Origin of the sequence: Pseudoalteromonas sp. A22, assembly GCF_018141345.1 — a bacterium.
Classification (GTDB): domain Bacteria; phylum Pseudomonadota; class Gammaproteobacteria; order Enterobacterales; family Alteromonadaceae; genus Pseudoalteromonas; species Pseudoalteromonas maricaloris.
In genome coordinates this window covers 1,879,906-1,903,076 of record NZ_CP047238.1, presented here as the reverse complement: position 1 = coordinate 1,903,076, position 23,171 = coordinate 1,879,906, and the positions used below count along the sequence as shown (strand labels likewise).

Below are 23,171 nucleotides of genomic sequence, written 5' to 3'. Positions count from 1 at the left end.
TGATAAGCAGCTCATCATTTATCGTGATTGATTTAAGCACAGGTTAATTGGTATAAACTTAATATCTTCAATCTACTGCGTCACAACTTATGATAGCAACTACACCACCACCACCCTATTACGCCGTAATTTTTACCAATATTAAAAATGAAGACGACGAGGGCTACGCCCAAACCGCGTCGAGAATGGTCGAGCTTGCACAGCTTCAACCTGGATTTTTAGGATTAGAATCTGCGCGTGAAGAGATTGGGATCACCGTTTCTTATTGGCGCGACCTAGAATCAATCAAAGCATGGAAAGCCAATGCTGAGCATATTGAGGCACAAAAAAACGGCAATAAAAAATGGTATCAAAGCTATACAACTCGTATTGCTAAGGTAGAACGTGAATATAGCTTATAAGGCTACTAACGATTACCACCACCGACTAAATTGTCTTGCTCTAGCTGTTTTTATCTCTAGCAAGACAACTTCAAATTACGACAAAAGTCCTTCAAATAGCAACTAATATAAAAATTGCAACTTTTAAATAAAAAACTTCATAAATTACTGGTGGCATATTTTAAAAACTCTTCTATGATAAATTCTCAAATCAACGTAAGTTAACATTTTAAAGGAAAATAGAATGAAATCACTCATTGCGTTATCTATGGTATTAGGAGCATCGGTAGTATCTGCCCAAGAAGTTACTTATTATTCAAGTGAGTGCTATTATGCAGCTAATGGGATAACAAGCGTTAATGGCGTACTCTATAGTTATTCAGCTTCGGAGCGTTCAAATACGCCTTGGTATTTGACTGAAGAAGAAGCCACATGTGAAGGTGGTAAGGTGATACTTGGCACTTACAGGAGCTTTTTTGGTTCTTCAGTAATGTATAGAGATGTATATACCCCACTGCAAAGCAGTAAATTAAATACTAAAACCGTTAACGAGTAACCCCTAAATTATAATAAACCACTATAATTCCTATTTTTCTAATAGTGGTTTATTATTAAAATTAATTAATTTATTTTCTTTATTCTATTTTTAATTCTTGATAACCCTTGTGCCGTGCATCCTAGATAGTTTGCCAAATCTTGATTAGTAATCTTCATTACCCAATCAGTTCTATACTCAAGTAAAAATCGGTAGCGTTCTTCAACCGTGTTTAAAAGTAAAAAAGCTTCCTTTGCCTCTTTAAAGAGTAACTGTTGTTGAAACAACTTTAATTTAAGCTCTGTTGTTGTCTGCTGCTTGAACAGGTTCAAGGGAACGTGCACTAATATCGCATCTTCAATTACAGCTAGTTGAAAGTGGCTTGGTAAGTCCCTTATCCATTCGGCATACAAAATACATAGCTCACCTGGAAAATAAAACTCCTTATGCCTTATCTCTCCACCCTCGCTGATAGCTGAGGAAACTAGCTTCCCCTTTTCGATAAAATAGCCAATATCCTGTTTAGCACCTTGTGACAGCACTATTTCGCCTCGAGCATGTTTTGTTCTAATAAATTCAGGATGTTCATCAGTGAACGCTAAGAGTTCAGCTTTCATTGTTTCACAGAGCTGACCTAAAGTTTGGTAAGGCATACACAGTCCTCTCACTGAAGTCAAATTAATTATACTCGCTGTGATAATACCAATTTTTTGATCTACTTAAGTAACCAGAGCTTCAGGATAACAACTTGTTCGCTAGCAGCTGTTATCCCTTACTACTGCGTTAAATTTTCTTGCAATAGGTCAGCTATTTACGCAAATTTGCATTGTATTAAGAGATAACTTCTGGCTAGAGTGATATTACACTTTTGAACTTGGATATTTTAGTGGATTAACTAACTTCTTATCCCGAGTTCAGGTTAAGTAGATCAAAAAAGGCTCCATAAGGAGCCTTTTTAACGTGTGGTATTAACTTACCAACCCGCTTTCTCTTTTAGTGCAGAACCGATTTCTGCAAGAGAGCGAACCGTTTTAACACCCGCTGCTTCAAGTGCTGCGAATTTCTCATCAGCTGTACCTTTACCGCCTGCGATAATTGCACCAGCGTGACCCATACGCTTACCTGGAGGAGCTGTAACACCTGCGATGTAAGAAACAACAGGCTTAGTTACGTTGTGCTTGATGTACTCAGCCGCTTCTTCTTCAGCTGTACCGCCGATCTCACCGATCATTACGATAGCTTCAGTTTGCGGATCGTTTTGGAACATCTCTAGTACGTCGATGAAGTTAGTGCCTGGGATTGGGTCACCACCGATACCAACACAAGTAGATTGACCGAAGCCAGCGTCAGTTGTTTGCTTAACTGCTTCATAAGTCAAAGTACCAGAACGTGACACGATACCTACTTTACCAGGTAAGTGGATGTGACCTGGCATGATACCGATCTTAGTTTCACCTGGAGTGATAACACCTGGGCAGTTAGGACCAATCATGCGAACGCCAGTTTCTTCTAGCTTCACTTTAACATCAACCATATCTAGTGTAGGGATGCCTTCAGTGATACATACGATTAGTTCGATACCTGCGCTGATCGCTTCAAGGATAGCGTCTTTACAGAACGCAGCTGGTACGTAGATAACAGATGCAGTTGCACCAGTTGACTCTACCGCTTCACGTACTGTGTTAAATACAGGTAGACCTAGGTGAGTTGTGCCGCCTTTACCAGGAGAAACACCACCAACCATTTGCGTACCGTACTGGATAGCTTGCTCAGAGTGGAAAGTACCCTGACCACCAGTGAAACCTTGACAGATTACTTTAGTATCTTTGTTAATTAGTACAGACATTATTTGCCCTCCGCAGCAGCAACTACTTTCTCAGCAGCGTCAGTTAGTGACTCAGCTGCAATGATGTCAAGGCCAGAGTTAGCTAGTACTTCACGACCAGCTTCAGCGTTAGTACCTTCAAGACGTACAACTACTGGTACGTTTACGCCAACTTCTTTAACCGCACCGATAATACCTTCAGCGATCATGTCACAACGTACGATACCACCGAAGATGTTAACTAGCACTGCTTTAACATTGTCGTCAGAAAGGATGATCTTGAATGCTTCAGATACACGCTCTTTAGTCGCGCCGCCACCAACGTCTAGGAAGTTAGCTGGCTTGCCGCCGTGTAGGTTTACGATGTCCATAGTACCCATCGCAAGGCCTGCACCGTTAACCATACAACCAACGTTACCGTCTAGTGCTACATAGTTAAGTTCAAAGCTTGCTGCGTGTGCTTCACGAGCGTCTTCTTGTGAAGGGTCGTGGAATTCACGGATCTTAGGCTGGCGGAACAATGCGTTGCCGTCTACACCGATTTTGCCGTCTAGGCAGTGTAGGTTACCAGCGTCTGTGATCACTAGAGGGTTGATTTCTAGTAGAGCAAAGTCGTGGTTGATAAACATTTGCGCTAGACCCATGAAGATCTTAGTGAATTGCTTAACTTGAGTTGGGTTCAAACCTAGTTTGAACGCTAGCTCACGACCTTGGTAAGCTTGAGGACCTACTAGTGGGTCGATCTCAGCTTTATGAATTAGTTCAGGCGTTTCTTCTGCAACTTGTTCAATTTCTACACCACCTTCAGTTGATGCCATGAACACGATTTTACGTGAACCACGGTCAACAACAGCACCTAGGTATAGTTCATTTGCAATATCAGTGCAGCTTTCTACTAAGATTTTAGCAACAGGCTGACCTTTCTCGTCTGTTTGGTAAGTAACTAGGTTTTTACCTAACCAGTTTTCAGCGAATGCGCGGATTTCGTCTTTGCTGTCTGCAAGTTTAACACCGCCAGCTTTACCACGGCCGCCAGCGTGTACTTGACACTTAACAACCCACTTGTCTCCACCGATTTTACCAGCAGCTTCAACTGCTTCTTGAGGTGTATCACAAGCAAAGCCTTCTGATACAGGTAAACCATATTCGGCAAAAAGTTGTTTTGCCTGATACTCATGCAAATTCATGATGCTTTATCCAATTTTTTATACTAAAAAAGCTGAATATTTATGCAAATAGTCAGCTATCCCAAATTGCGCACATAGTATAGATCCCAAGGCTTCTGATGAAAACCCCACTTAGACCAAAGGCGCAAAAAAAAAGCTGTATGCGAGCATACAGCTTATTCTTTAAACAAATATTATACGTCTAGTAGTAGACGTGTTGGATCTTCAAGCAACTCTTTAATTGTTACTAGGAAACCAACTGACTCTTTACCATCGATTTGACGGTGGTCATAAGATAGTGCTAGGTACATCATAGGTAAAATTTCAACTTTACCGTTTACTGCCATAGGACGTTCTTGGATTTTGTGCATGCCCAAGATTGAAGACTGTGGCAAGTTGATGATAGGCGTAGATAGTAGTGAACCGAAGACACCACCATTGGTAATAGTGAAGTTACCGCCAGTCATATCGTCAACAGTTAGTTTGCCATCACGACCTTTAATAGCCAATTCACGAATATTCTTCTCGATTTCAGCAACAGAAAGCTTATCGCAATCACGTAGTACTGGAGTCACTAGACCACGAGGTGTTGATACCGCGATGCTGATGTCAAAGTAGTTGTGGTAAACGATATCGTCACCGTCGATTGACGCGTTAACTTCAGGGAAACGCTTAAGTGCTTCAGTTACCGCTTTCACGTAGAAAGACATGAAACCTAAACGAATACCGTGGCGCTTCTCAAATACCTCTTGGTACTGCTTACGAAGATCCATGATTGGCTTCATGTTTACTTCGTTGAACGTCGTAAGCATTGCTGTTGAGTTCTTCGCTTCTAGTAAGCGGTTAGCGATTGTCTTACGTAAACGAGTCATAGGTACACGTTTCTGAGTACGCTCACCTACCGGGGCAGCTGGTGCAGAAGCCGCTGGCTTAGACTCTGATTTTGCTGGTGCTTTAAGGAAAGCGTCCACGTCTTCTTTAGTAATGCGACCGCCTTTACCAGAACCTTTGATCTTAGCAGCATCAAGGCCTTTCTCTGCGATAAGACGACGAACAGATGGTGTTAGTACATCTGAGTTTTCGTCAGAAGCAGCAGCTGGTGCTTCTTCTTTCTTCGCACTTGATGATGCAGCTGGTGCGCCACCGGCAACGATTTTACCGATAACTTGATCACCTAGTACTGTCTCACCTTCAGCGTGGATGTGCTCACCCATCACACCGTCTTCAGGTGCAACAACTTCAAGAACCACTTTATCTGTTTCAATATCAACTAGGTTCTGGTCGCGGCTAACCGCTTCACCTGGTTGAACGTGCCAAGTTGCGATAGTAGCGTCTGCTACTGACTCAGGAAGTACAGGTACTTTAATGTCCACTTCTTTACCTTCTGCTGCTGGCGCCGATTCTGACGCTGCTGGTTTTTCATTTGATTGAGCAGGCGCTGCTGCTTCATCAGCAGCACCTAGTTGTGCAATAACTTGTTCGCCAAGAACGGTTGCGCCTTCCTCTTCAGAAATTGCAACGATAACACCGTCTTCTGGTGCTACAACTTCTAAAACGACCTTATCCGTTTCGATGTCAACTAAGTTTTGATCACGAGTCACTTTATCGCCAACGCTTACATGCCATGTAGCAACCGTTGCATCGGCAACAGACTCAGGAAGAACAGGAACCTTAATTTCGGTTGTCATCTCTTATTCCTTATTTCTTAATTGTTAAAGCGTCAGCAATTAACGCGTTTTGTTCTTTAGTATGTGTAGACATGTATCCACATGCTGGTGCAGCTGAAGCCTTACGGCCTGCATAAGTCAGATTTGCGCCAGCTGGGATAGCTTCCCAGAAATGATGCTGTGAACAGTACCAAGCACCTTGGTTTTGTGGCTCTTCTTGACACCAAACAAAATCTTTTACGTGCTGGTAGCGAGCCATGATCTCATCCATCTCTTTGTGAGGGAATGGATATAGCTGTTCAACACGAACGATAGCCACGTTGTTAAGCTCTTGCTTACGACGTTCTTGCAGTAGTTCGTAATAAACCTTACCACTACAGAACACAACACGCTCAACGTTTTCAGGATTGATATCATCAATCTCATCGATCATGTTATTGAATACGCCTTCGGATAGCTCTTCTAGGCTAGAAACGGCTAATGGATGACGTAATAGCGACTTAGGCGTCATTACAATCAGAGGACGACGTAGTGGACGAACCGATTGACGACGTAGCATTGCGTATACTTGCGCTGGTGTTGACGGCACACATACTTGCATATTGTGGTCAGCACAAAGCTGTAAATAACGCTCTAAACGCGAAGAACTGTGCTCTGGACCTTGACCTTCATAACCATGAGGAAGAAGTAGTGTTAGACCACATAAACGACCCCACTTCTGCTCACCTGAACTTAGGAATTGATCAAATACGACTTGAGCACCGTTGGCGAAGTCACCAAATTGCGCTTCCCACAGTACCAAAGACGTTGGCTCTGCTGTCGCGTAACCATATTCGAATGCAAGTACCGCTTCTTCCGAAAGTACTGAATCGTACACTTCGAACAAGCCTTGGCCTTCACGAATGTTTTGCAGCGGAAGATAAGTAGACGCGTCTTTTTGGTTATGAACTACGGCATGACGATGGAAGAATGTACCACGGCCAGAATCCTGACCGGTAAGACGAATATCAGTGCCTTCATCAACCAAGGTCGCGTAAGCCAATGTCTCAGCCATACCCCAATCAAGCATTTTCTCGCCTTGCGCCATAAGTTTACGATCATCGTAAATCTTTTTAACGCGAGATTGTGCTTTATGAGCTTCTGGGTAGCTCGCAATCTTTTCGCCAAGCGCTTTGAGTTTATTTAGCGCAACTTTTGGCTCATACGGCGTGTCCCAATCGTGACCAACATACTTAGACCAATCTGATGAGTGTTTGGTTTCTTTTTGAATTTCTTCTACAACACAAACGCCTTTATCAAGACCATTTCGGTAATCGTCAGCAATTTGTTTCGCATCGTCTTCAGAAATCACGCCTTCGCGTACAAGTTGATCAGCATACAATTGACGAGGTACTGGGTGCTTTTTGATCTTCTGATACATCAGCGGTTGCGTTGCATTTGGCTCATCCGCTTCGTTGTGGCCGTGACGACGGTAACATACTAAGTCAATCACCACATCACGTTTAAACTTGTTACGGAAATCAAGTGCAACTTGTGTAACAAAAGCAACGGCTTCAGGATCGTCTGCGTTCACGTGGAAGATAGGTGCCTGAACCATTTTAGCGATATCAGTACAGTATTCAGTCGAACGAGTATCTTCGCGTTTTGACGTAGTGAAACCAACTTGGTTATTAACTACGATACGGATCGAACCGCCAACGCCGTATGCACGCGTTTGCGATAAGTTAAACGTTTCTTGAACAACACCTTGACCTGCGATTGCAGAGTCACCGTGAATTGTGATTGGTAATGCTTTAGAACCACTTTGGCAATTCAAACGGTCAAGACGAGCACGTACCGACCCCATTACTACCGGGTTTACGATTTCAAGGTGAGATGGGTTAAATGCCAATGCCATATGAACATTGCCGCCCTTCGTACCGAAATCTGAAGAGAAACCCATGTGGTATTTAACGTCACCAGAACCTGCGTGTTCGCCGTATTTACCAGCAAACTCGTCAAATAGTTCTTGCGGGTTTTTACCCAATACATTCACTAGTACATTTAGACGACCACGGTGGGCCATACCAATTACGGCTTCTTGCTGACCGCTTTCACCAGCACGGTGAATAAGCTCTTTCAGCATAGGCACAAGTGAGTCACCGCCTTCTAGAGAGAAACGCTTAGCGCCTGGGAATTTTGCGCCCAAGTACTTTTCTAAGCCGTCTGCAGCAGTTAAACCTTTGTAGATTCTTAGTTTGGTTTCTTTGTCGAATTGTGGCTTCGAGAAGGACGATTCCAAACGCTGTTGTAACCAACGTTTTTCTTCGGTAGACGTGATGTGCATGTACTCAGCACCGATAGAGCCACAGTATGTCGCTTTAAGCGCAGCGTACAAGTCTTTGAGTTTCATTGTCTCTTTGCCACAAGCAAAAGAGCCAACGTTAAATTCTTTATCTAAGTCTGCATCGGTTAAATCATGAAAAGCAGGGTCAAGATCGCGAACACGTTCTCTATCCCAAATCCCTAAAGGATCTAGGTTTGCGTTCTGATGACCTCTGAAACGGAATGCATTAATTAACTGCAGAACTTTAACTTGCTTGGCATCAGCAGAACCCTCTGCGGAAACCACGACTTCTCTGTGTTTGTTTTTAGCAAGCTCCGCAAATTGCGCTCTTACTTCTGAATGTTTAGTGTCAACATCCACTCCATCAACTTTAGGTAGTTGATCAAACACCTCTCGCCACTCTTCTGGCACTGAAGCTGCATCATCTAGATACGCCTCATATAGATCTTCTACGTACGCAACGTTACCGCCGTACAAATGCGAAGATTCTAGCCATGCCTTCATCACACCTTCGTGCATCTATTAGCCCTTTTATCTAGCGCAGAAACTCAAACGAAAACAAGATGGCAAGCTTTTGCTTGCCATCTTAGCTAGTAGTATGTGTTATACCGAACGGTTTAACAACATTGATTTAATTTGTCCAATTGCCTTAGTTGGATTAAGGCCTTTTGGACATACGCTAACACAGTTCATAATACTGTGACAGCGGAATACGCTGAACGCGTCATCAAGACCAGCAAGACGTTCTTCTGTCGCTGTATCGCGGCTATCAGCCAAGAAACGATAAGCATGTAGAAGACCCGCAGGACCGATGAACTTATCTGGGTTCCACCAGAAAGAAGGACAAGACGTTGAACAACATGCACAAAGAATACATTCGTACAGGCCATCTAGCTTTTCACGTTCTTCAATAGACTGAAGACGTTCTTCACCACCAGTTGGCTTGTCGTTGATCAAGAATGGCTTAACCTTCTCGTATTGCGTATAGAACTGGCTCATGTCGATTACTAAGTCACGGATCACCGGAAGACCTGGTAATGGACGAATGACGACCTTGCCTTTACCACCGTTCTGCAAAGCAGAAATTGGAGTAATACATGCAAGACCATTTTTACCATTCATATTAATACCGTCAGAACCACATACCCCTTCACGGCATGAACGACGGAAAGATAAAGATGGATCTTGCTCTTTTAACTGCATAAGAGCATCTAACACCATCATGTCACGACCTTCCTCTACTTCTAGAGAATAGTCTTGCATGCGTGGTGCCGCATCTTCATCAGGATTATAACGATAAACAGATAATTCTAAAGTTGCCATCGCTTAGCTCCTAGTATGTACGTGCTTTCGGTGGGAATGCTTCACGAGTCTTAGGCGCGTAGTTAACTTCACGCTTACTCATAGACTCAGACTCTGGGTTGTAAATCGAGTGACACAACCAGTTTTCATCATCACGCTCTGGGTAATCGAAGCGAGAGTGTGCACCACGACTTTCCGTACGGAAGTTCGCAGCAACCGCTGTCGAGTACGCTGTTTCCATCAAGTTATCTAACTCTAGACACTCAATACGTTGCGTGTTGAATTCAGCAGACTTATCGTCAAGACGTGCGTACTGTAGACGCTCACGAATTTCTTTAAGTTCTTTAAGACCTTCAGCCATTGCGTCACCTTCACGGAATACCGAGAAGTTAAGCTGCATACAACGTTGTAGATCTTTCTTGATTTGTACAGGATCTTCACCCTGACCTTTCGCAGAAGTTTCCCAACGGTTAGTACGCGCAAGTGCTGCGTCTACGTTATCGTTGCTTGCTTCTTTAGCGATTTCAGCATCTTTCAAGTAAGTACCAAGGAAGTTGCCCGCCGCACGACCAAATACGACAAGGTCAAGCAGTGAGTTACCACCTAGACGGTTTGCACCGTGTACAGATACACACGCAATCTCACCTACTGCGAATAGACCTTCAACGATCTTTTCGTTACCTTGACCGTCTACGTTTAGCACTTGACCGTTAACGTTAGTTGGTACACCACCCATCATGTAGTGACAAGTTGGGATTACTGGAATTGGCTCTTCTGCTGGGTCTACGTGTGCGAATGTCTTCGCTAGATCACAAACGCCAGGAAGACGTAAGTTAAGTGTCTCAGCACCTAAGTGGTCAAGCTTCAGCTTGATGTGCGGACCCCAAGGACCATCACAACCACGACCTTCACGGATCTCAGTCATCATTGAACGTGCAACAACGTCACGTGACGCTAGGTCTTTCGCGTTTGGCGCATAACGCTCCATGAAGCGCTCGCCATCTTTATTTAGAAGGTAACCACCTTCACCACGACAACCTTCTGTTACTAGTACACCCGCACCTGCGATACCCGTTGGGTGGAACTGCCACATTTCCATGTCTTGCATTGAAATGCCAGCACGAACCGCCATACCAACGCCATCGCCCGTGTTGATGTGCGCGTTAGTTGTTGATGCGAAAATACGACCCGCACCACCAGTTGCAAGAACAACTGCTTTTGATTTGAAATAAGTGATTTCACCTGACTCGATGTCGATTGCGGTGACACCCACTACATCGCCATTGTCATTTTTTACTAGATCTAGTGCATACCACTCAGAGAAAACGTTTGTTTTGTTTTTAACGTTTTGCTGATATAGGCAGTGTAGCAACGCGTGGCCAGTACGGTCCGCTGCGGCTGCTGTACGTGCAGCTTGCTCGCCACCAAAGTTTTTCGACTGACCACCGAAAGGACGCTGATATACGCGACCGTTCTCAAAACGAGAGAAAGGTAGACCCATGTTCTCAAGTTCAGTGATAGCTTCTGGACCTGTTTTACACATGTACTCGATAGCATCTTGGTCACCGATGTAATCAGAACCTTTAACCGTATCGTACATGTGCCATTCCCAGTTGTCCTCGTGAGAGTTACCTAGCGCAACGGTGATACCGCCTTGTGCTGATACTGTATGAGAACGAGTTGGGAAAACTTTTGAAATAAGAGCACAAGTTTTGCCTGATTCCGAGATAGCAAGTGCCGCGCGCATACCCGCACCGCCTGCACCGACTACAACTGCGTCAAATTCACGTACGTTATATTTCACTTAAACACCCCACAGAACAAACAGACCAATAGCTACGTAAGCTAAAGCCATAAGGTTTAATACAAAGCCAAGAATAGTGCGAGTTGTTGAGTTCTTAACGTAGTCAGTTAGAACCTGCCACAAACCGATGCGTGTATGTACCATGATGCATACTAGTGTGATCATCGTTGCTGCTTTCACAGCTAAGTTTGAGAACAACCCTGACCAAGCTTCATAAGTCAGTTCAGGAGTAATTAGAAGATAGCCTACGATGAATACCGCGTAAGCTAGGATAATTAACGCAGTTGTACGTAGTGACACGTAGTCTTGTACGCCATCACGCTTTAGAGTCGCTTGATTTAAGACCATATCCATACTCCAGCCAAAATTGCTACGATAACCCAAAGTGCTAGTGCAATCTTCGCGCTATTGTTGCCTGATTCTAATTCTTCCCAATGTCCCATATCCTGGATCATGTGACGGATACCACCGATGATGTGGTAAGACAATACAGTTAGGGTGCCCCACGCGATGAATTTCGCGATAAAGCCAGACATCAGTTCTTTTACAAACTCGAAGCCTTCAGGAGAAGAAAGGGATTCAGACCAAGCCCAAATCACAAAGGTCAAAGCGAAGAAGAAAGCGACACCGGTGACACGGTGAAGAATCGACGCTTTAGCCGTTGGCGGCATAGATATAGTCGTAAGATCTAGATTTACAGGTCTTTGCTTTTTCACAGTTACTTGCCCATCTTTGCCCACAAAGGAGCTCATCTACTTGTTTTTATGAAACCCACCTACATATTGAAATGTAGGTGGCACACTCTAGATAAACCAATTAGGACACCAAAAAGTTCACTCGAGTGTAAAAATTGATGTAAAAATAGGTTTACCCACAGACGATACGGTATAAAACCGTTGACAGTATATAAGGCTATGCGCCCTTTTACAATTCTTGTTTAGATAGAGACGCTTGCGAATTAGCGAATGGTCTAATATTTAATCGTCGTAGAATATTTATTATACATTTATGCATAAATCACAGAAAAATTGACTTTTAACCTAGGTTATAAGTTAGAATGATCTGAATTTGCTTAACATTAGTATCACAACATAACAATCAGAATATTGTTATTAAATAGGAGACAAATAGATGGCAGATAAAAAAGCCACAGTCCATATTGATGGTCACGATCCGATTGAGTTACCAATTTACGAAGGTACAGCTGGACAAGACGTAGTTGACGTTCGTTCTTTAGGTGCTCACGGCCTATTTACGTATGACCCAGGATTTATGTCGACTGCCTCTTGTGACTCGTCTATCACTTACATTGACGGTGCCAAAGGTGTACTGCTTCATCGCGGTTATCCAATTGAGCAACTTGCTGAAAATTCTAACTATATTGAACTTTGCTACCTACTATTAAACGGTGAATTACCAAGCGAAGAACAACTAGCTGAGTTCTCAGATGAGATCACTCGCAACACAATGATGCACGAGAAAATTGCTGCGTTTTTCCAAGGCTTCCGTGTAGATGCACACCCTATGGCAATGCTATGTGGTGTAGTTGGTGCGTTATCTTCGTTCTACCACTCAGATTTGGATATCTCTGATGAAGATCAGCGCATGCGTTGTGCAATCAAATTAGTAGCTAAGCTACCAACGATTGCTGCAATGGCGTACAAGTATAACGTTGGCCAACCGTTCGTATACCCACGTAACGACTTGAGCTACGCAGAAAACTTCCTTCACATGATGTTCTCTGTGCCAGCTGAAGACTATAACGTCAGCCCAGTGCTTGCTAAAGCAATGGATCGTATTTTCATGCTTCATGCAGATCACGAGCAAAACGCGTCAACTTCAACAGTTCGTCTTGCTGGTTCTTCAGGTGCAAACCCTTACGCATGTATCGCAGCAGGTATTGCATCACTTTGGGGCCCTGCACACGGTGGCGCAAACGAAGCATGTTTAACTATGCTTGAAGAAATCGGCTCTGTTGATCGTATTGACGAGTACGTTGCAAAAGCAAAAGACAAGAACGATCCGTTCCGTCTAATGGGCTTTGGTCACCGCGTTTATAAAAACTTTGACCCACGTGCGACGGTAATGCGTCAAACGTGTCACGAAGTGCTTAAAGAGCTAAACATTCAAGATCCACTGCTTGACGTAGCAATGAAACTTGAACAGATTGCCCTAGAAGACCCTTACTTCATTGAGAAGAAGCTATACCCGAATGTAGACTTCTATTCTGGTATCATTCTTAAAGCAATCGGTATTCCAACAAGCATGTTTACGGTTATCTTCGCGATGTCTCGTACTGTGGGTTGGATTTCACACTGGAACGAAATGCTTTCTCAGCCAGGACACAAAATTGGTCGTCCACGTCAGCTATACAAAGGCTACACGTCTCGCGACTACAAAACACAAAACGACAGATAATCTCGTTATTGTGTTTGAAAAGGCCGCTTAATGCGGCCTTTTTTGTTTTAATATCGCCGCGTATTCGTTAGAATCGCGCTGCTCAATTAACTCAGGTACGTTATGACTGACATCCAATCTCTGCGCAACGACTTTCCAATTTTGAACAAACAACTTGATGGACAGCCGCTTTGCTATCTTGACTCTGCTGCAACTGCGCAAAAACCGAACAAAGTCATTGATGTCATAAAAACTTTTTATCAAAATGAGAATTCAAACGTACATAGAGGTTTACACACGCTTAGTGAAAACGCCACTGTTCGCTACGAAAGTGCCCGAGAAACAATTGCCAATTTTTTAAATGTTGAAACACGAGAAATCGTATGGACCAGCGGCGCAACTGAATCACTAAACTTGTTGGCTCATGGCCTGAGTGCACGCTTCAATTCAGACAGCGTCATTGCTATCAGTCCCTTTGAACATCACGCTAACATAGTGCCTTGGCAAGAAGCTTGTCAACGTACAGGCGCAACTTTACTGGTGTTACCTATGTTAGACGGCGTCCTCGATGAGCAAGGCGCAATTGCGATGTTAAAGCAGCATAAACCTGATGTGTTAGCAATGGGCCATGTTTCAAACGCACTTGGGAATATTCATCCAATTGAGTCGCTCATTTCGGTTTGCAAGGCCTTAGGTACCATCACGGTTATCGACGGCGCACAGTCTTTACTGCATTTGAGACCTGATCTAAAGGCGCTGGATTGCGACTTTTATGTTTTTTCAGCTCATAAAGCGCTTGGACCAACAGGTGTCGGCGGACTTTATGGTAAATACCAGCAACTAAATGCGCTCCCGGTATACAAAACCGGCGGCGAAATGATAAAAGAAGTGAGTTTCGAGCGATCTAGCTATAGAGAGGCACCTGGCAAGTTTGAGCCCGGCACTCCCAATATTTCTGGCGTTATCGGATTTGCCGCAGCGATAGATTATGTAAACGAGATTGATCCCAGTGCACTTCAACGTTATGAGCAAGCGCTCTACCACTCCCTTTTAGCAAAGCTAAGACAGATTGAAGGCATCACGGTTTATGGCGATACACAAAACAATGTTGGCGTCGTCAGTTTTAACTATAAAAGCGAGCACCACTACGATCTTGCCACACTACTCAATACATACGGCGTAGCAGTCAGAAGCGGACACCATTGTACTCAGCCGCTAATGAAAATGCTCAAGGTTAATGGAACAGTACGTGCAAGTTTGGCTTTTTATAATAACCAAGACGATATTGAGCATTTTATTAACGCATTAAATGCCACAATCGAATTACTAGATTAGACTTATGAATATCGAACATATCACAAAAAAATTATCTGAAAGTCATGGCTGGCAAGCCAAGTATCGTGAAATTATGCTGCTAGGTAAACAACTTCCAGAGCTTCCTTATGCCCTGAAAGTCGACTCAGCGTTAGTGTCAGGCTGTGATAGTAAAGTTTGGCTCTATCTGGACTTAGATGAAAGCGCGCAACAACTCGTACTTATTGCCGACTCAGATACGCGTATTGTCAAAGGATTACTTGCAATCATCATTGCAGCGTACGCAGGTAAAACGCCAGAACAAGCAAGCCAGTTTAATGCTTATGAACTGTTTGAGTCGCTTGGATTAATTGCTCACCTAAGCCCATCTAGAGGTAATGGTATCCGTGCGATTGTTGAACAGATCCAAGTGCAGGCGGAGATATTAAAATAAAGTGATATAGGGTGCTCAAACGAGCACACTTATTCGCCGCTTTTGCTTTGTTTATCTAGGTACTTACGTATTGCTTTGGACGCCGCAAAAAAACCAAAACTCCCAGTTACCATAGTAGCAGAGCCAAACCCGGTCGCGCAGTCCATATTTTTCCCACCTTCAGCCTGTTGCTTTGCTTTGCACACGGTGCCATCGGTACTTGGGTAAACGAGTTGCTCTGTGGAATACACGCAATCTACGCCAAATTTACGTTTTGGATTATCGCTAAAGTTATATTGTTTTCTGAGAATATAGCGTACTTTTGCCAGCAGCGGATCATGGGTCGTCTTTGCCACATCCCCATACTGGATCTGACTCGGATCGGTTTGACCGCCTGCACCACCTGTGGTGATCACCGGTATTTTATTGCGCTTACAATGTGCGATTAGCCCCGCTTTCTCTTTAACCGCGTCGATACAGTCGATAACATAATCAAAGCCTTGAATGTAGTTTCTAATGTTATCTAACATCAGAAAATCATCGATCAGGGTAACTTCACAATCTGGGTTAATCGCAAGACAGCGATCTCGCATTGCTTCAATCTTTTGCATCCCGATACTTTCGCTATGAGCATGTAACTGACGGTTGATGTTGGTTACACAAATATCGTCCATATCGATAAGCGTTATTTTACCTATACCCGTTCTCACTAGCGCTTCTACAGCCCAACTGCCAACGCCACCAATACCAATGACACAAAAGTGTGCTTTACTTAATGCTTCCAACTCGGCGTTACCGTATAACCGACCAATACCGCCAAATCTTAGTTCTCTATTCGAATCCGTCATGTTACCACTCTAATTGACTTGGATTTTGCCAACTTGCAAAGATTTCATGTGCCAATAAATGGCCAAATGCACCATCACCTTCAGGCGCCGCTTGATAGCGTTGATGGTTACCTTGCCACTCAAATTCAAGGCAGAATGCGTGAAGATACGTTCTATCTGCAGGCTCTCCACTATAGGCTAAATCACCTAAAATTGGTGCACCGATGCTTTTTAGTGCCACCCGAATTTGGTGTGTTTTACCGCTAAACGGTTTAACGATACAAGCGCGTAGGTTGGTCGCAACAGAGCATGAATAAAACCGAGTCACCGCAGGATTTAGCTTAGTTTTAACCAGTTTATAGGTGCCTCTACGCGACTTAGCCATATCACCTTTTATCCAGCCTTGCTTTTTCTTCGGTTTCGCACTAACTAACGCCAGGTAAAATTTGTCTATTTTTCGAGCGGAAAACAGGCTCGTCAGCTGCTTTGCAGCCTCGCTAGACTTCGCTAAAAGGATGAGTCCCGACGTGACTTTATCGAGGCGGTGAACCGCAAATAAGGGATAGCCTAGTTGCTCCGTCAGTAAGGCAACAAAACCTGCACCGTCCTCACTATGGAAGCTCAAACCTTGTGGTTTGTATGCAACCACATAGTCTACCTCGTCCGCAATGAGCTTAAACTTTTCCATTCAGTATCTCTTGAACCCGTGCCAAATCTTCGGGGGTATCCACTCCAGCATGCACCGGCTTAACCGCTTTAGCGACCTTAATTTTGTATCCATGATACAGCACACGTAGCTGCTCTAGTGACTCTTGCACCTCTAGCGGTGAAACACTTAGCGATAAATAGGTTTGAATAAAGCCCGCACGATAGGCATATATGCCAACATGACGTTTAAAATGGCTCACTGGAATGCTATTTTTGTCGAGCGTTAACATGCTGTTACGCTGAAACGGAATAGACGAGCGAGAGAAATACAGTGCGTTGTCTTGAAGATCAGACACCACTTTCACTGCATTCGGATTTAACACCTCTTCTACATCTTCCACATCGACGCATAGCGTCGCCATCGGTGCATCAGAATGATGCAGTAGTGCTGCCACTTGTGCGATGTTATCAGGCTCTAGCAGTGGCTCATCACCTTGTACATTAACCACCAAGGTTTGTTCGTTCAGCTCCAGTTGTTCAACAACTTCGGCGAGTCGCTCAGTACCTGATTGGTGATCTTCACGCGTCATGAGCACATTATCAGTGAAGTTTTGCGCAGCCTCAAATACCGCACTGTGATCGGTAGCAATATAGACCGCTGCAGCGCCAGATTGAATAGCCTGTTCGTAAACACGCTGGATCATTGATTTGCCGCCGATATCAGCAAGCGGTTTACCAGGCAGCCGACTTGAAGCATAACGCGCCGGAATGACGACTACGAATTCCACTGCTCAACCTCATCGCTGCTCAGCTCGCGCGCTTCGTTTTCCAATAACACTGGAATATCATCTTTAATTGGATACGCAAGCTTGGCTGCTGTGCTGATCAACTCTTTGTTTTCTTTGTCATATCTTAATTTGCCTTTACATACTGGGCAGGCAATTATTTCTAGTAATTTGGTATCAAAGGCCATGATAAATCTCTTTCTTTTTAAGTAAATTTAATACCGCTTTTTCAAGCGCTGATGTAGGTTTGGCATCTACTTTGAGGTAATACCAATTATCTTTTGCAAATGTGCGACACTTTACCGCATCTTTCTCTGTCATAAAAATAGCGCCGTTTTCAATTTGCGAGAATTCGGACGCTTGATATGGATGATGGTCCGCAAAATGTAGACTTTCACTCAGAACAATCCCCCTATCTCGGAGCGTATTTTCAAATCGCGCGGGGTTGCCGATAGCGCAGACTGAAGCACCAACCATTTCTATGTTGGATGCCGGACTATCATCTGTAACACGAAAAAAACCAACCGCCTCTAGCGTATAGGAGTAACTTTCGCATCCACCATTATATACGGCAAGATCGACACTCTGAATACGCTTAGGTAATTCCCTAAGCGGCCCTGCAGGCATCCATAAGCCATTACCAAAGCGTCGCTCAGCATCAACAATACAGAACTCAATATCTCGTGCCAATTTATAGTGCTGTAGCCCATCGTCGCTGACGATGATGTTTACATCGCTATTATCTAATAATTTCTCGATACTGGCTTGTCTATCAGCACCAATCATCACTGGGCATTTCAACCGCTTGGCGAGTAAACAAGGTTCATCACCGCCCTCTTCCGTTGAGGTCGCTTCAGTGACTAAAAACGGAGTTGAACTGGGGTTCGCACCGTAGCCTCTACTGATCACCCCAACCTTAAAACCAAGCTTTTCAAGAAAAGGGACTAACCAAAGCACAAATGGCGTTTTGCCATTACCGCCCACACTGATGTTACCGACAATAATAACCGGAACAGGCGAGCGGTACGCGGGGCAAATACCGAGTTTATAAAGCCCCTTTCTCACCGAGCTAATAAGTCCAAATAACAGGCTTAGCGGAAGCAATAATAGTGTTAGTAGTCCCGGTTTTTTATACCAACTTTGCTCTATTTTTGATGCCATTTATTGCTCACCAAACTGCATTTTGCAAAGTGCATGATAAACCCCTTCCTGCGCGACTAATTCAGCATGCTTGCCTTGTTCGATGATCTTGCCTTTATCTAGCACATAGATGCAGTCACAACGCTCGATTGTCGATAACCGATGGGCAATTACTATGGTTGTTTTATCAGCCATCAGCTCTTCCAACGCTTGTTGGATCAAACGCTCAGATTCTGTGTCTAATGCTGATGTGGCTTCATCTAAAATAAGGATAGGTGCATCTTTCACAATAGCACGCGCGATGGCGATACGTTGTCGTTGTCCGCCAGAAAGCATTACGCCATTTTCACCAACAACAGTATTTAGGCCCTCAGGAAGATCTTTAACAAATTCCCAAACGTGGGCTTGTTTTACGACTTTTTCTAGGGCTTCTTGCGATAAGGGTTGCTTTAACGAGTACATTATATTGTTTGCAATGGAGTCATTAAACAACACCACTTGCTGCGACACGATGGAAAACTGCGCGCGTAGATCCGCAAGCTGGTAATCATTTATATTCGTGCCGTCTAACTCTATACTGCCCGCTTCAATATCATAGTAACGCGGTAAAAGATTAGAAATCGTTGATTTTCCTGAGCCACTTCTACCCACCAACGCGATACTCTGCCCGGCTTTGATTTCAAGGTTTAATGACTCAATTACCGGATCGTTTTTAGATGGATAAGTAAAAGTTAAGTCTTTGACTTGTAGGTTACCTTGAGCACGAGATAAGGACTGAGTGCCAGTGTCCTTTTCTTTTTCAAGATCAATCACCGCAAACACACTTTTCGCCGCAGAGATCCCGCGTTGCAGGTCACTATTTACATTGGCAAGTTGTTTTAAAGGACGCAGCATCATCATCATAGAGGTGATCAAAGTGACAAAGGTGCCCGATGAAATTTTATCTACCATAGAAGGCATCGCAACAATCGCGAGTATCACCGCCATTGCGCTCGCCGCTATGATTTGGATGATAGACACGCTCAGCGCTTTAGTCGCGTCCATTTTTACGCGTTGCTGACGATTATGATTATTAACTTTAGCAAAGTGAGAGATGGTTTTATCTTGACCACCAAAGCCATGGATGACTTTATGACCCGCCATCATTTGCTCAGAGCTTTTCGTCACTTCTCCCATCGCATCTTGAATATTCTTGGAGATTTTCTTAAAACGCTTGGATACTACTGTGACTATCACCGCCACGATTGGTACCACAACTAAGAAAATGAGCGATAACTGCCAACTTGCATAAAACATAGTGATGAGTAAGAAAAATACAAATGCACCTTCACGGATCAGCACTTGAAGCGCCTTAGTGACGGCTTGCTGTACTTGTTCAGTATCAAAAGTGATTTTTGATATCAATTCACCATTAGAATGTTGATCATGAAACGACACAGGTAGATACAACATATGTTCAAATAGTTGCTGTCGCAACGCACGCACAACCTGAGACCCAACATAAGACAAGCAATACGATGCCATATAGTTAAAGATACCACGTCCAATAACTAACGCGATGACAACAAAGGGAGCCAGTTTTAGTACATCGCGATTCCCTGCAGTGAGGCCCTCATCGATAAACGGATCCATTAGCGCAACGAACGAAGCGTCCATCGCAGCGTACCCTATCATGCCAATTACTGAAAATATGGCAGCGAGTTTAAAGTCTTTTACATAGCTAAATAATCTAGCGTAAATCTGCTTGTCGGTTGGTTGCATTGCCAGCCTCTACTTTTCTATATGGCATTATTGTAACTTTCAAATCGTTAAAACTGAATGGATTATCTGAGAAACCAGTAATTTTCCACTTCCCGAGCTCGTTCAACTGTAATTTCTTGAGCAAAAATTGAGATCTTTATATGGCCATCTAAGGCGGTATCCAATAGTGTGCTCCCTACTCTTTGGTATCTTTCAATCACTTTCTCATTGGGAATTTTCCAAGGCGAATAAAAGGCACGAGAAAATATCGCAATATCTGGGTCAACCGCTTGAATAAACTGCTCGCTCGAAGAGCTGCCACTACCATGGTGTGGAACCAGTAATATATCGGCCTTGAGTGCCTCTTTTTCTAGATCAAGTAACTTAGTTTCAGTGACTTTCTCAATATCTCCTGGTAATAAAAGCGTAAACTGCCCATCAGAGATACTAACTACACAAGAATTATTGTTGTCATTGTTCGACATTTCTTGAGGCCAGATCACTGATATGTCTAGCCCTTGAAATTGATGTGTTCCAAGCACACAGCTATCAGCAGCACTTGCGGGGTGAAAACGCTGTAACGATTTCCCGCCATCAAAGGCAACGAGGTCGTCAACGCCACCATTATGGTCACCATCGTTATGACTAATGATGGTATCTTGTAGCGTAATTCGATTATTCAAAAGATAGGGTTTGATCACAAACTCAAACATTGAAAAATAGCCAAAATACTTGGCCCCCACATCATAGAGCAGCCCTTTGTTATTGCGAGAAACCAATACAGCGGTTCCGTGACCGACGTCAAAAATATCGACTTGCCATAGCGGAGAGGCTCGAAATAGATACTGAACGAGGAAAATTACTATCGGTAATAAACCAAAATAATTTCTGAATAAAAACAGCAGCAAAGCACTTAAGTAACTGGTTATGAGAAACACGGACGAAACGCTGGGTATATCTGCCCAAGTTAGTGGAGCGCTTTGCAACAGCTCAAACAGAACCACTAACCCACTATCAACTAGATGAAGTGGAAGTTGCCAACCAATAGCGTGCAACGCAGTAACATGAAGCAGTAGTAGCGGAAATACCACAACAGAAATCAACGGGATCACTATGATATTCGCAACTAATGAAATGATGCTCGCACCAGAAAAGAAATACAGGTTGAGTGGCAACAGACAGATAAATAACGCAAGCTGCAACTTAATTAACCCAAGCAGTTTCGCACCTAAACCTCGGCCAACTTTTGTCACTAACGTTACGATGATAGCTACCGCAAAAAAGGAATAATATAAACCGGGATTGAGTAGTGAAAACGGGTCTACCACTAAGACGATTGTCAATGCAGCCGTTAACACCTGAAGTGCTTTAAGGCGCACGGCAAAGAGGTAACATGCAACCCATACCATTGCCATGATCACAGCTCGAGTCGCCGATACACTGTAGCCGCAGAGAATGACGTACCCAAAACACAACAGTAACGCAAAAACTAAACACCACTGATGCAAGTTGGCTGCTTGGGAGATTATTACCGGGGCACAATGCAGCACGACTTTTATCAGCAAAAACGCGATTGCAAATACCATTCCGATATGAAGCCCTGAAATCGCTAACAGATGGCTCAAACCAAGACTTCTAAATTGTGTTTTGTTTTCGAAGTCGACTTTGCTTGTATCGCCTGTTAATAAAATATAATACAGCCAAGCATAGCTGAGCCCATTGAGCTTTTTATCTATGAATAAGCGGTAATTATCACGCCACGTAGTGTCCTTCACTAACAAATTGATTGTTTTGATACTGCCCTTGAAATACATATGCTTTCTAAACGCGTGCAATTCAGCGTTAAAAAGTCCGATATTAGCTCGGCTACGATAACGCTTAAGCTTCACCGTAAATTCAATGTGGTCACCAACTGTCAACATAGGCGTTGATGAATCACGATAAAGCTTTGCATTTACAGTACGCCAACGCGCAAACTGGTAGCCTTCAACTTGCTCTAGCTTTACCTTTAACGCTTCACCAATCACAGAATTATCAACCTCAATAACTTTACCCGAAGCAGTAACAAGCTGCGATTGCCACATTTCTGGTATTTTTAGCTGATAAAAAACAAAGTAATGGCTAAGAACAATGGAAATCCCTAAAATAAATCCTGCCAATATAGGACAAAAAAGCTTAGAATAGCGGCCCATGAAGTAGAGGAATATGCTTATTGCGGCTAATCGCCAATTGTCGAGAAGGAATACCGCACTGAAGCAACCTAGAATTATTCCAAAACATATCAGAATCCAAGTAGATGGCAGCTGCAAATGGCGAAAAAAACGATTCAACGCTTTTTACCTGATCATAATAAAATCAAACAACAGAAATCATTAAAAATCTTTGGGAAGTTACTGCATGATGCCAACCTCTGGCATTTAAACCGGCGCTCAGCACGTGGCGCATTCTCGGTGGGGCTATTTTTCGCATTCATCCCTGTTCCTTTTCAAATGGTACTGGCAGCAGCACTTGCGATTCCATTTCGCGTCAACTTGCCTTTGTCTATTGCTCTCGTTTGGATCACTAATCCACTCACGATGCCGCCGATATTTTATTGCTCTTACTTAGTCGGTGTATTTGCCCTTGGCCAAGAACAACAGCCATTCCATTTTGAGGCGAGTTGGGAATGGCTTGCACAAAGCCTAACAACGATTGGGCCTGCATTTATCGTCGGCTCTTTGATCTGCGCAACACTTGCCGCTATTATCGGCTTTTTCGGTATCGATTACCTATGGCGACGTTCAGTGAATAAAGCATGGCAAAGCCGCGGCCAAGGCTAATACCAGTATAGTTAAGATTTGTACCGGTTGAACAAAATATCGAATTGAATTTGCTAATATTTCTTTTCAAACACAAAAAAAGCC

At 43.6% G+C, this 23,171-nt stretch carries 22 protein-coding genes; 6 read left to right on the top strand and 16 right to left on the bottom strand.

The window, feature by feature from the left end:
• Positions 1 to 89: 89 nt before the first annotated feature.
• Together GSF04_RS13370 and GSF04_RS13365 are read left to right on the top strand one after the other, a co-directional pair.
• Entirely contained in the window at positions 90 to 401 is a 312-nt protein-coding gene (locus tag GSF04_RS13370; protein WP_211859772.1) for an antibiotic biosynthesis monooxygenase, read from the top strand.
• A 223-nt stretch (positions 402 to 624) separates the two neighbouring features.
• On the top strand, positions 625 to 936 hold the full coding sequence (locus GSF04_RS13365) for a hypothetical protein (protein ID WP_010371443.1): 312 nt from the start codon (positions 625 to 627) through the stop codon (positions 934 to 936).
• A 65-nt stretch (positions 937 to 1,001) separates the two neighbouring features.
• Here the strand turns inward: GSF04_RS13365 and GSF04_RS13360 are convergent, their stop codons facing one another.
• The 9 genes from GSF04_RS13360 to sdhC all read right to left on the bottom strand — a co-directional run bounded on the left by GSF04_RS13360 (position 1,002) and on the right by sdhC (position 11,721).
• On the bottom strand, positions 1,002 to 1,568 hold the full coding sequence (locus GSF04_RS13360; RefSeq protein WP_045990491.1) for a Crp/Fnr family transcriptional regulator: 567 nt from the start codon (positions 1,566 to 1,568) through the stop codon (positions 1,002 to 1,004).
• A gap of 320 nt (positions 1,569 to 1,888) precedes the next feature.
• Positions 1,889 to 2,761: a succinate--CoA ligase subunit alpha gene (gene sucD / locus GSF04_RS13355; RefSeq protein WP_010371451.1), complete on the bottom strand. Its 873-nt coding sequence runs from the start codon at positions 2,759 to 2,761 to the stop codon at positions 1,889 to 1,891.
• Positions 2,761 to 3,927 (bottom strand): ADP-forming succinate--CoA ligase subunit beta, encoded by a 1,167-nt coding sequence (sucC, locus tag GSF04_RS13350; protein ID WP_010371452.1) that lies wholly within the window; start codon positions 3,925 to 3,927, stop codon positions 2,761 to 2,763. Before sucC ends, sucD begins: the two co-directional genes overlap by 1 nt.
• A 173-nt stretch (positions 3,928 to 4,100) precedes the next feature.
• Positions 4,101 to 5,594 (bottom strand): 2-oxoglutarate dehydrogenase complex dihydrolipoyllysine-residue succinyltransferase, encoded by a 1,494-nt coding sequence (odhB, locus tag GSF04_RS13345; RefSeq protein WP_045989062.1) that lies wholly within the window; start codon positions 5,592 to 5,594, stop codon positions 4,101 to 4,103.
• Between the two features lie 10 nt (positions 5,595 to 5,604).
• Positions 5,605 to 8,418: a 2-oxoglutarate dehydrogenase E1 component gene (gene sucA / locus GSF04_RS13340; protein WP_211859771.1), complete on the bottom strand. Its 2,814-nt coding sequence runs from the start codon at positions 8,416 to 8,418 to the stop codon at positions 5,605 to 5,607.
• Positions 8,419 to 8,502: 84 nt separating this feature from the next.
• Positions 8,503 to 9,222: a succinate dehydrogenase iron-sulfur subunit gene (locus GSF04_RS13335; protein ID WP_102056724.1), complete on the bottom strand. Its 720-nt coding sequence runs from the start codon at positions 9,220 to 9,222 to the stop codon at positions 8,503 to 8,505.
• 10 nt (positions 9,223 to 9,232) lie between these two features.
• A complete protein-coding gene (gene sdhA, locus GSF04_RS13330; RefSeq protein ID WP_010371464.1) occupies positions 9,233 to 11,005 on the bottom strand; it encodes a succinate dehydrogenase flavoprotein subunit in 1,773 nt (590 codons plus the stop codon).
• The gene (gene sdhD, locus GSF04_RS13325) at positions 11,006 to 11,353 is read right to left on the bottom strand and encodes a succinate dehydrogenase, hydrophobic membrane anchor protein (protein ID WP_010371467.1); all 348 of its coding nucleotides are present in this window, start codon (positions 11,351 to 11,353) and stop codon (positions 11,006 to 11,008) included.
• The gene (gene sdhC / locus GSF04_RS13320) at positions 11,344 to 11,721 is read right to left on the bottom strand and encodes a succinate dehydrogenase, cytochrome b556 subunit (RefSeq protein ID WP_125252744.1); all 378 of its coding nucleotides are present in this window, start codon (positions 11,719 to 11,721) and stop codon (positions 11,344 to 11,346) included. Before sdhC ends, sdhD begins: the two co-directional genes overlap by 10 nt.
• A 415-nt stretch (positions 11,722 to 12,136) precedes the next feature.
• On the opposite strand from sdhC, the gene GSF04_RS13315 reads away from it, so the two are divergent.
• The 3 genes from GSF04_RS13315 (at position 12,137) to GSF04_RS13305 (ending at position 15,149) form a co-directional block, all read left to right on the top strand.
• Positions 12,137 to 13,423, top strand: a complete 1,287-nt coding sequence (locus GSF04_RS13315) for a citrate synthase (RefSeq protein WP_010371472.1) — start codon at positions 12,137 to 12,139, stop codon at positions 13,421 to 13,423.
• A 102-nt stretch (positions 13,424 to 13,525) separates the two neighbouring features.
• Positions 13,526 to 14,737: a cysteine desulfurase gene (locus GSF04_RS13310; RefSeq protein ID WP_211859770.1), complete on the top strand. Its 1,212-nt coding sequence runs from the start codon at positions 13,526 to 13,528 to the stop codon at positions 14,735 to 14,737.
• Positions 14,738 to 14,741: 4 nt separating this feature from the next.
• Complete coding sequence (locus GSF04_RS13305) at positions 14,742 to 15,149, top strand: SufE family protein (RefSeq protein ID WP_211859769.1); 408 nt, start codon at positions 14,742 to 14,744, stop codon at positions 15,147 to 15,149.
• Between the two features lie 29 nt (positions 15,150 to 15,178).
• On the opposite strand, the gene tcdA is transcribed toward GSF04_RS13305, so the two are convergent.
• The 7 genes from tcdA to GSF04_RS13270 form a co-directional block, all read right to left on the bottom strand.
• Positions 15,179 to 15,976, bottom strand: coding sequence for a tRNA cyclic N6-threonylcarbamoyladenosine(37) synthase TcdA (gene tcdA, locus GSF04_RS13300; protein ID WP_211859768.1), 798 nt, complete (start codon positions 15,974 to 15,976; stop codon positions 15,179 to 15,181).
• A gap of 1 nt (position 15,977) precedes the next feature.
• Positions 15,978 to 16,643, bottom strand: a complete 666-nt coding sequence (locus GSF04_RS13295) for a TIGR01621 family pseudouridine synthase (protein WP_211859767.1) — start codon at positions 16,641 to 16,643, stop codon at positions 15,978 to 15,980.
• Positions 16,630 to 17,391 carry a 3-deoxy-manno-octulosonate cytidylyltransferase gene (gene kdsB / locus GSF04_RS13290; RefSeq protein WP_211859766.1) on the bottom strand — a complete coding sequence of 254 codons (762 nt, stop codon included), beginning with the start codon at positions 17,389 to 17,391 and terminating at the stop codon, positions 16,630 to 16,632. The genes GSF04_RS13295 and kdsB overlap by 14 nt, the downstream gene beginning before the upstream one ends.
• A complete protein-coding gene (locus tag GSF04_RS13285; protein WP_010371492.1) occupies positions 17,379 to 17,576 on the bottom strand; it encodes a Trm112 family protein in 198 nt (65 codons plus the stop codon). Before GSF04_RS13285 ends, kdsB begins: the two co-directional genes overlap by 13 nt.
• Positions 17,566 to 18,549 (bottom strand): tetraacyldisaccharide 4'-kinase, encoded by a 984-nt coding sequence (lpxK, locus tag GSF04_RS13280; RefSeq protein ID WP_211859765.1) that lies wholly within the window; start codon positions 18,547 to 18,549, stop codon positions 17,566 to 17,568. The genes GSF04_RS13285 and lpxK overlap by 11 nt, the downstream gene beginning before the upstream one ends.
• Positions 18,550 to 20,289 (bottom strand): lipid A export permease/ATP-binding protein MsbA, encoded by a 1,740-nt coding sequence (msbA, locus tag GSF04_RS13275; protein ID WP_211859764.1) that lies wholly within the window; start codon positions 20,287 to 20,289, stop codon positions 18,550 to 18,552.
• Between the two features lie 62 nt (positions 20,290 to 20,351).
• Positions 20,352 to 22,577: a DNA internalization-related competence protein ComEC/Rec2 gene (locus tag GSF04_RS13270; RefSeq protein WP_249122502.1), complete on the bottom strand. Its 2,226-nt coding sequence runs from the start codon at positions 22,575 to 22,577 to the stop codon at positions 20,352 to 20,354.
• Between GSF04_RS13270 and GSF04_RS13265 the strand changes: the two genes are divergently transcribed.
• Positions 22,578 to 23,087, top strand: coding sequence for a DUF2062 domain-containing protein (locus GSF04_RS13265; protein WP_010371507.1), 510 nt, complete (start codon positions 22,578 to 22,580; stop codon positions 23,085 to 23,087).
• Positions 23,088 to 23,171: the final 84 nt, after the last annotated feature.

What these genes read in the sequence shown, in the direction of transcription:
- GSF04_RS13370 (WP_211859772.1), top strand. Translation starts at nt 90, where the DNA reads ATGATAGCAACTACACCACCACCACCCTATTACGCCGTAATTTTTACC.
- GSF04_RS13365 (WP_010371443.1), top strand. Translation starts at nt 625, where the DNA reads ATGAAATCACTCATTGCGTTATCTATGGTATTAGGAGCATCGGTAGTA.
- GSF04_RS13360 (WP_045990491.1), bottom strand. Translation starts at nt 1,568, where the DNA reads ATGCCTTACCAAACTTTAGGTCAGCTCTGTGAAACAATGAAAGCTGAA.
- sucD (WP_010371451.1), bottom strand. Translation starts at nt 2,761, where the DNA reads ATGTCTGTACTAATTAACAAAGATACTAAAGTAATCTGTCAAGGTTTC.
- sucC (WP_010371452.1), bottom strand. Translation starts at nt 3,927, where the DNA reads ATGAATTTGCATGAGTATCAGGCAAAACAACTTTTTGCCGAATATGGT.
- odhB (WP_045989062.1), bottom strand. Translation starts at nt 5,594, where the DNA reads ATGACAACCGAAATTAAGGTTCCTGTTCTTCCTGAGTCTGTTGCCGAT.
- sucA (WP_211859771.1), bottom strand. Translation starts at nt 8,418, where the DNA reads ATGCACGAAGGTGTGATGAAGGCATGGCTAGAATCTTCGCATTTGTAC.
- GSF04_RS13335 (WP_102056724.1), bottom strand. Translation starts at nt 9,222, where the DNA reads ATGGCAACTTTAGAATTATCTGTTTATCGTTATAATCCTGATGAAGAT.
- sdhD (WP_010371467.1), bottom strand. Translation starts at nt 11,353, where the DNA reads ATGGTCTTAAATCAAGCGACTCTAAAGCGTGATGGCGTACAAGACTAC.
- GSF04_RS13315 (WP_010371472.1), top strand. Translation starts at nt 12,137, where the DNA reads ATGGCAGATAAAAAAGCCACAGTCCATATTGATGGTCACGATCCGATT.
- GSF04_RS13310 (WP_211859770.1), top strand. Translation starts at nt 13,526, where the DNA reads ATGACTGACATCCAATCTCTGCGCAACGACTTTCCAATTTTGAACAAA.
- GSF04_RS13305 (WP_211859769.1), top strand. Translation starts at nt 14,742, where the DNA reads ATGAATATCGAACATATCACAAAAAAATTATCTGAAAGTCATGGCTGG.
- tcdA (WP_211859768.1), bottom strand. Translation starts at nt 15,976, where the DNA reads ATGACGGATTCGAATAGAGAACTAAGATTTGGCGGTATTGGTCGGTTA.
- GSF04_RS13295 (WP_211859767.1), bottom strand. Translation starts at nt 16,643, where the DNA reads ATGGAAAAGTTTAAGCTCATTGCGGACGAGGTAGACTATGTGGTTGCA.
- GSF04_RS13285 (WP_010371492.1), bottom strand. Translation starts at nt 17,576, where the DNA reads ATGGCCTTTGATACCAAATTACTAGAAATAATTGCCTGCCCAGTATGT.
- lpxK (WP_211859765.1), bottom strand. Translation starts at nt 18,549, where the DNA reads ATGGCATCAAAAATAGAGCAAAGTTGGTATAAAAAACCGGGACTACTA.
- msbA (WP_211859764.1), bottom strand. Translation starts at nt 20,289, where the DNA reads ATGCAACCAACCGACAAGCAGATTTACGCTAGATTATTTAGCTATGTA.
- GSF04_RS13265 (WP_010371507.1), top strand. Translation starts at nt 22,578, where the DNA reads ATGGCGAAAAAAACGATTCAACGCTTTTTACCTGATCATAATAAAATC.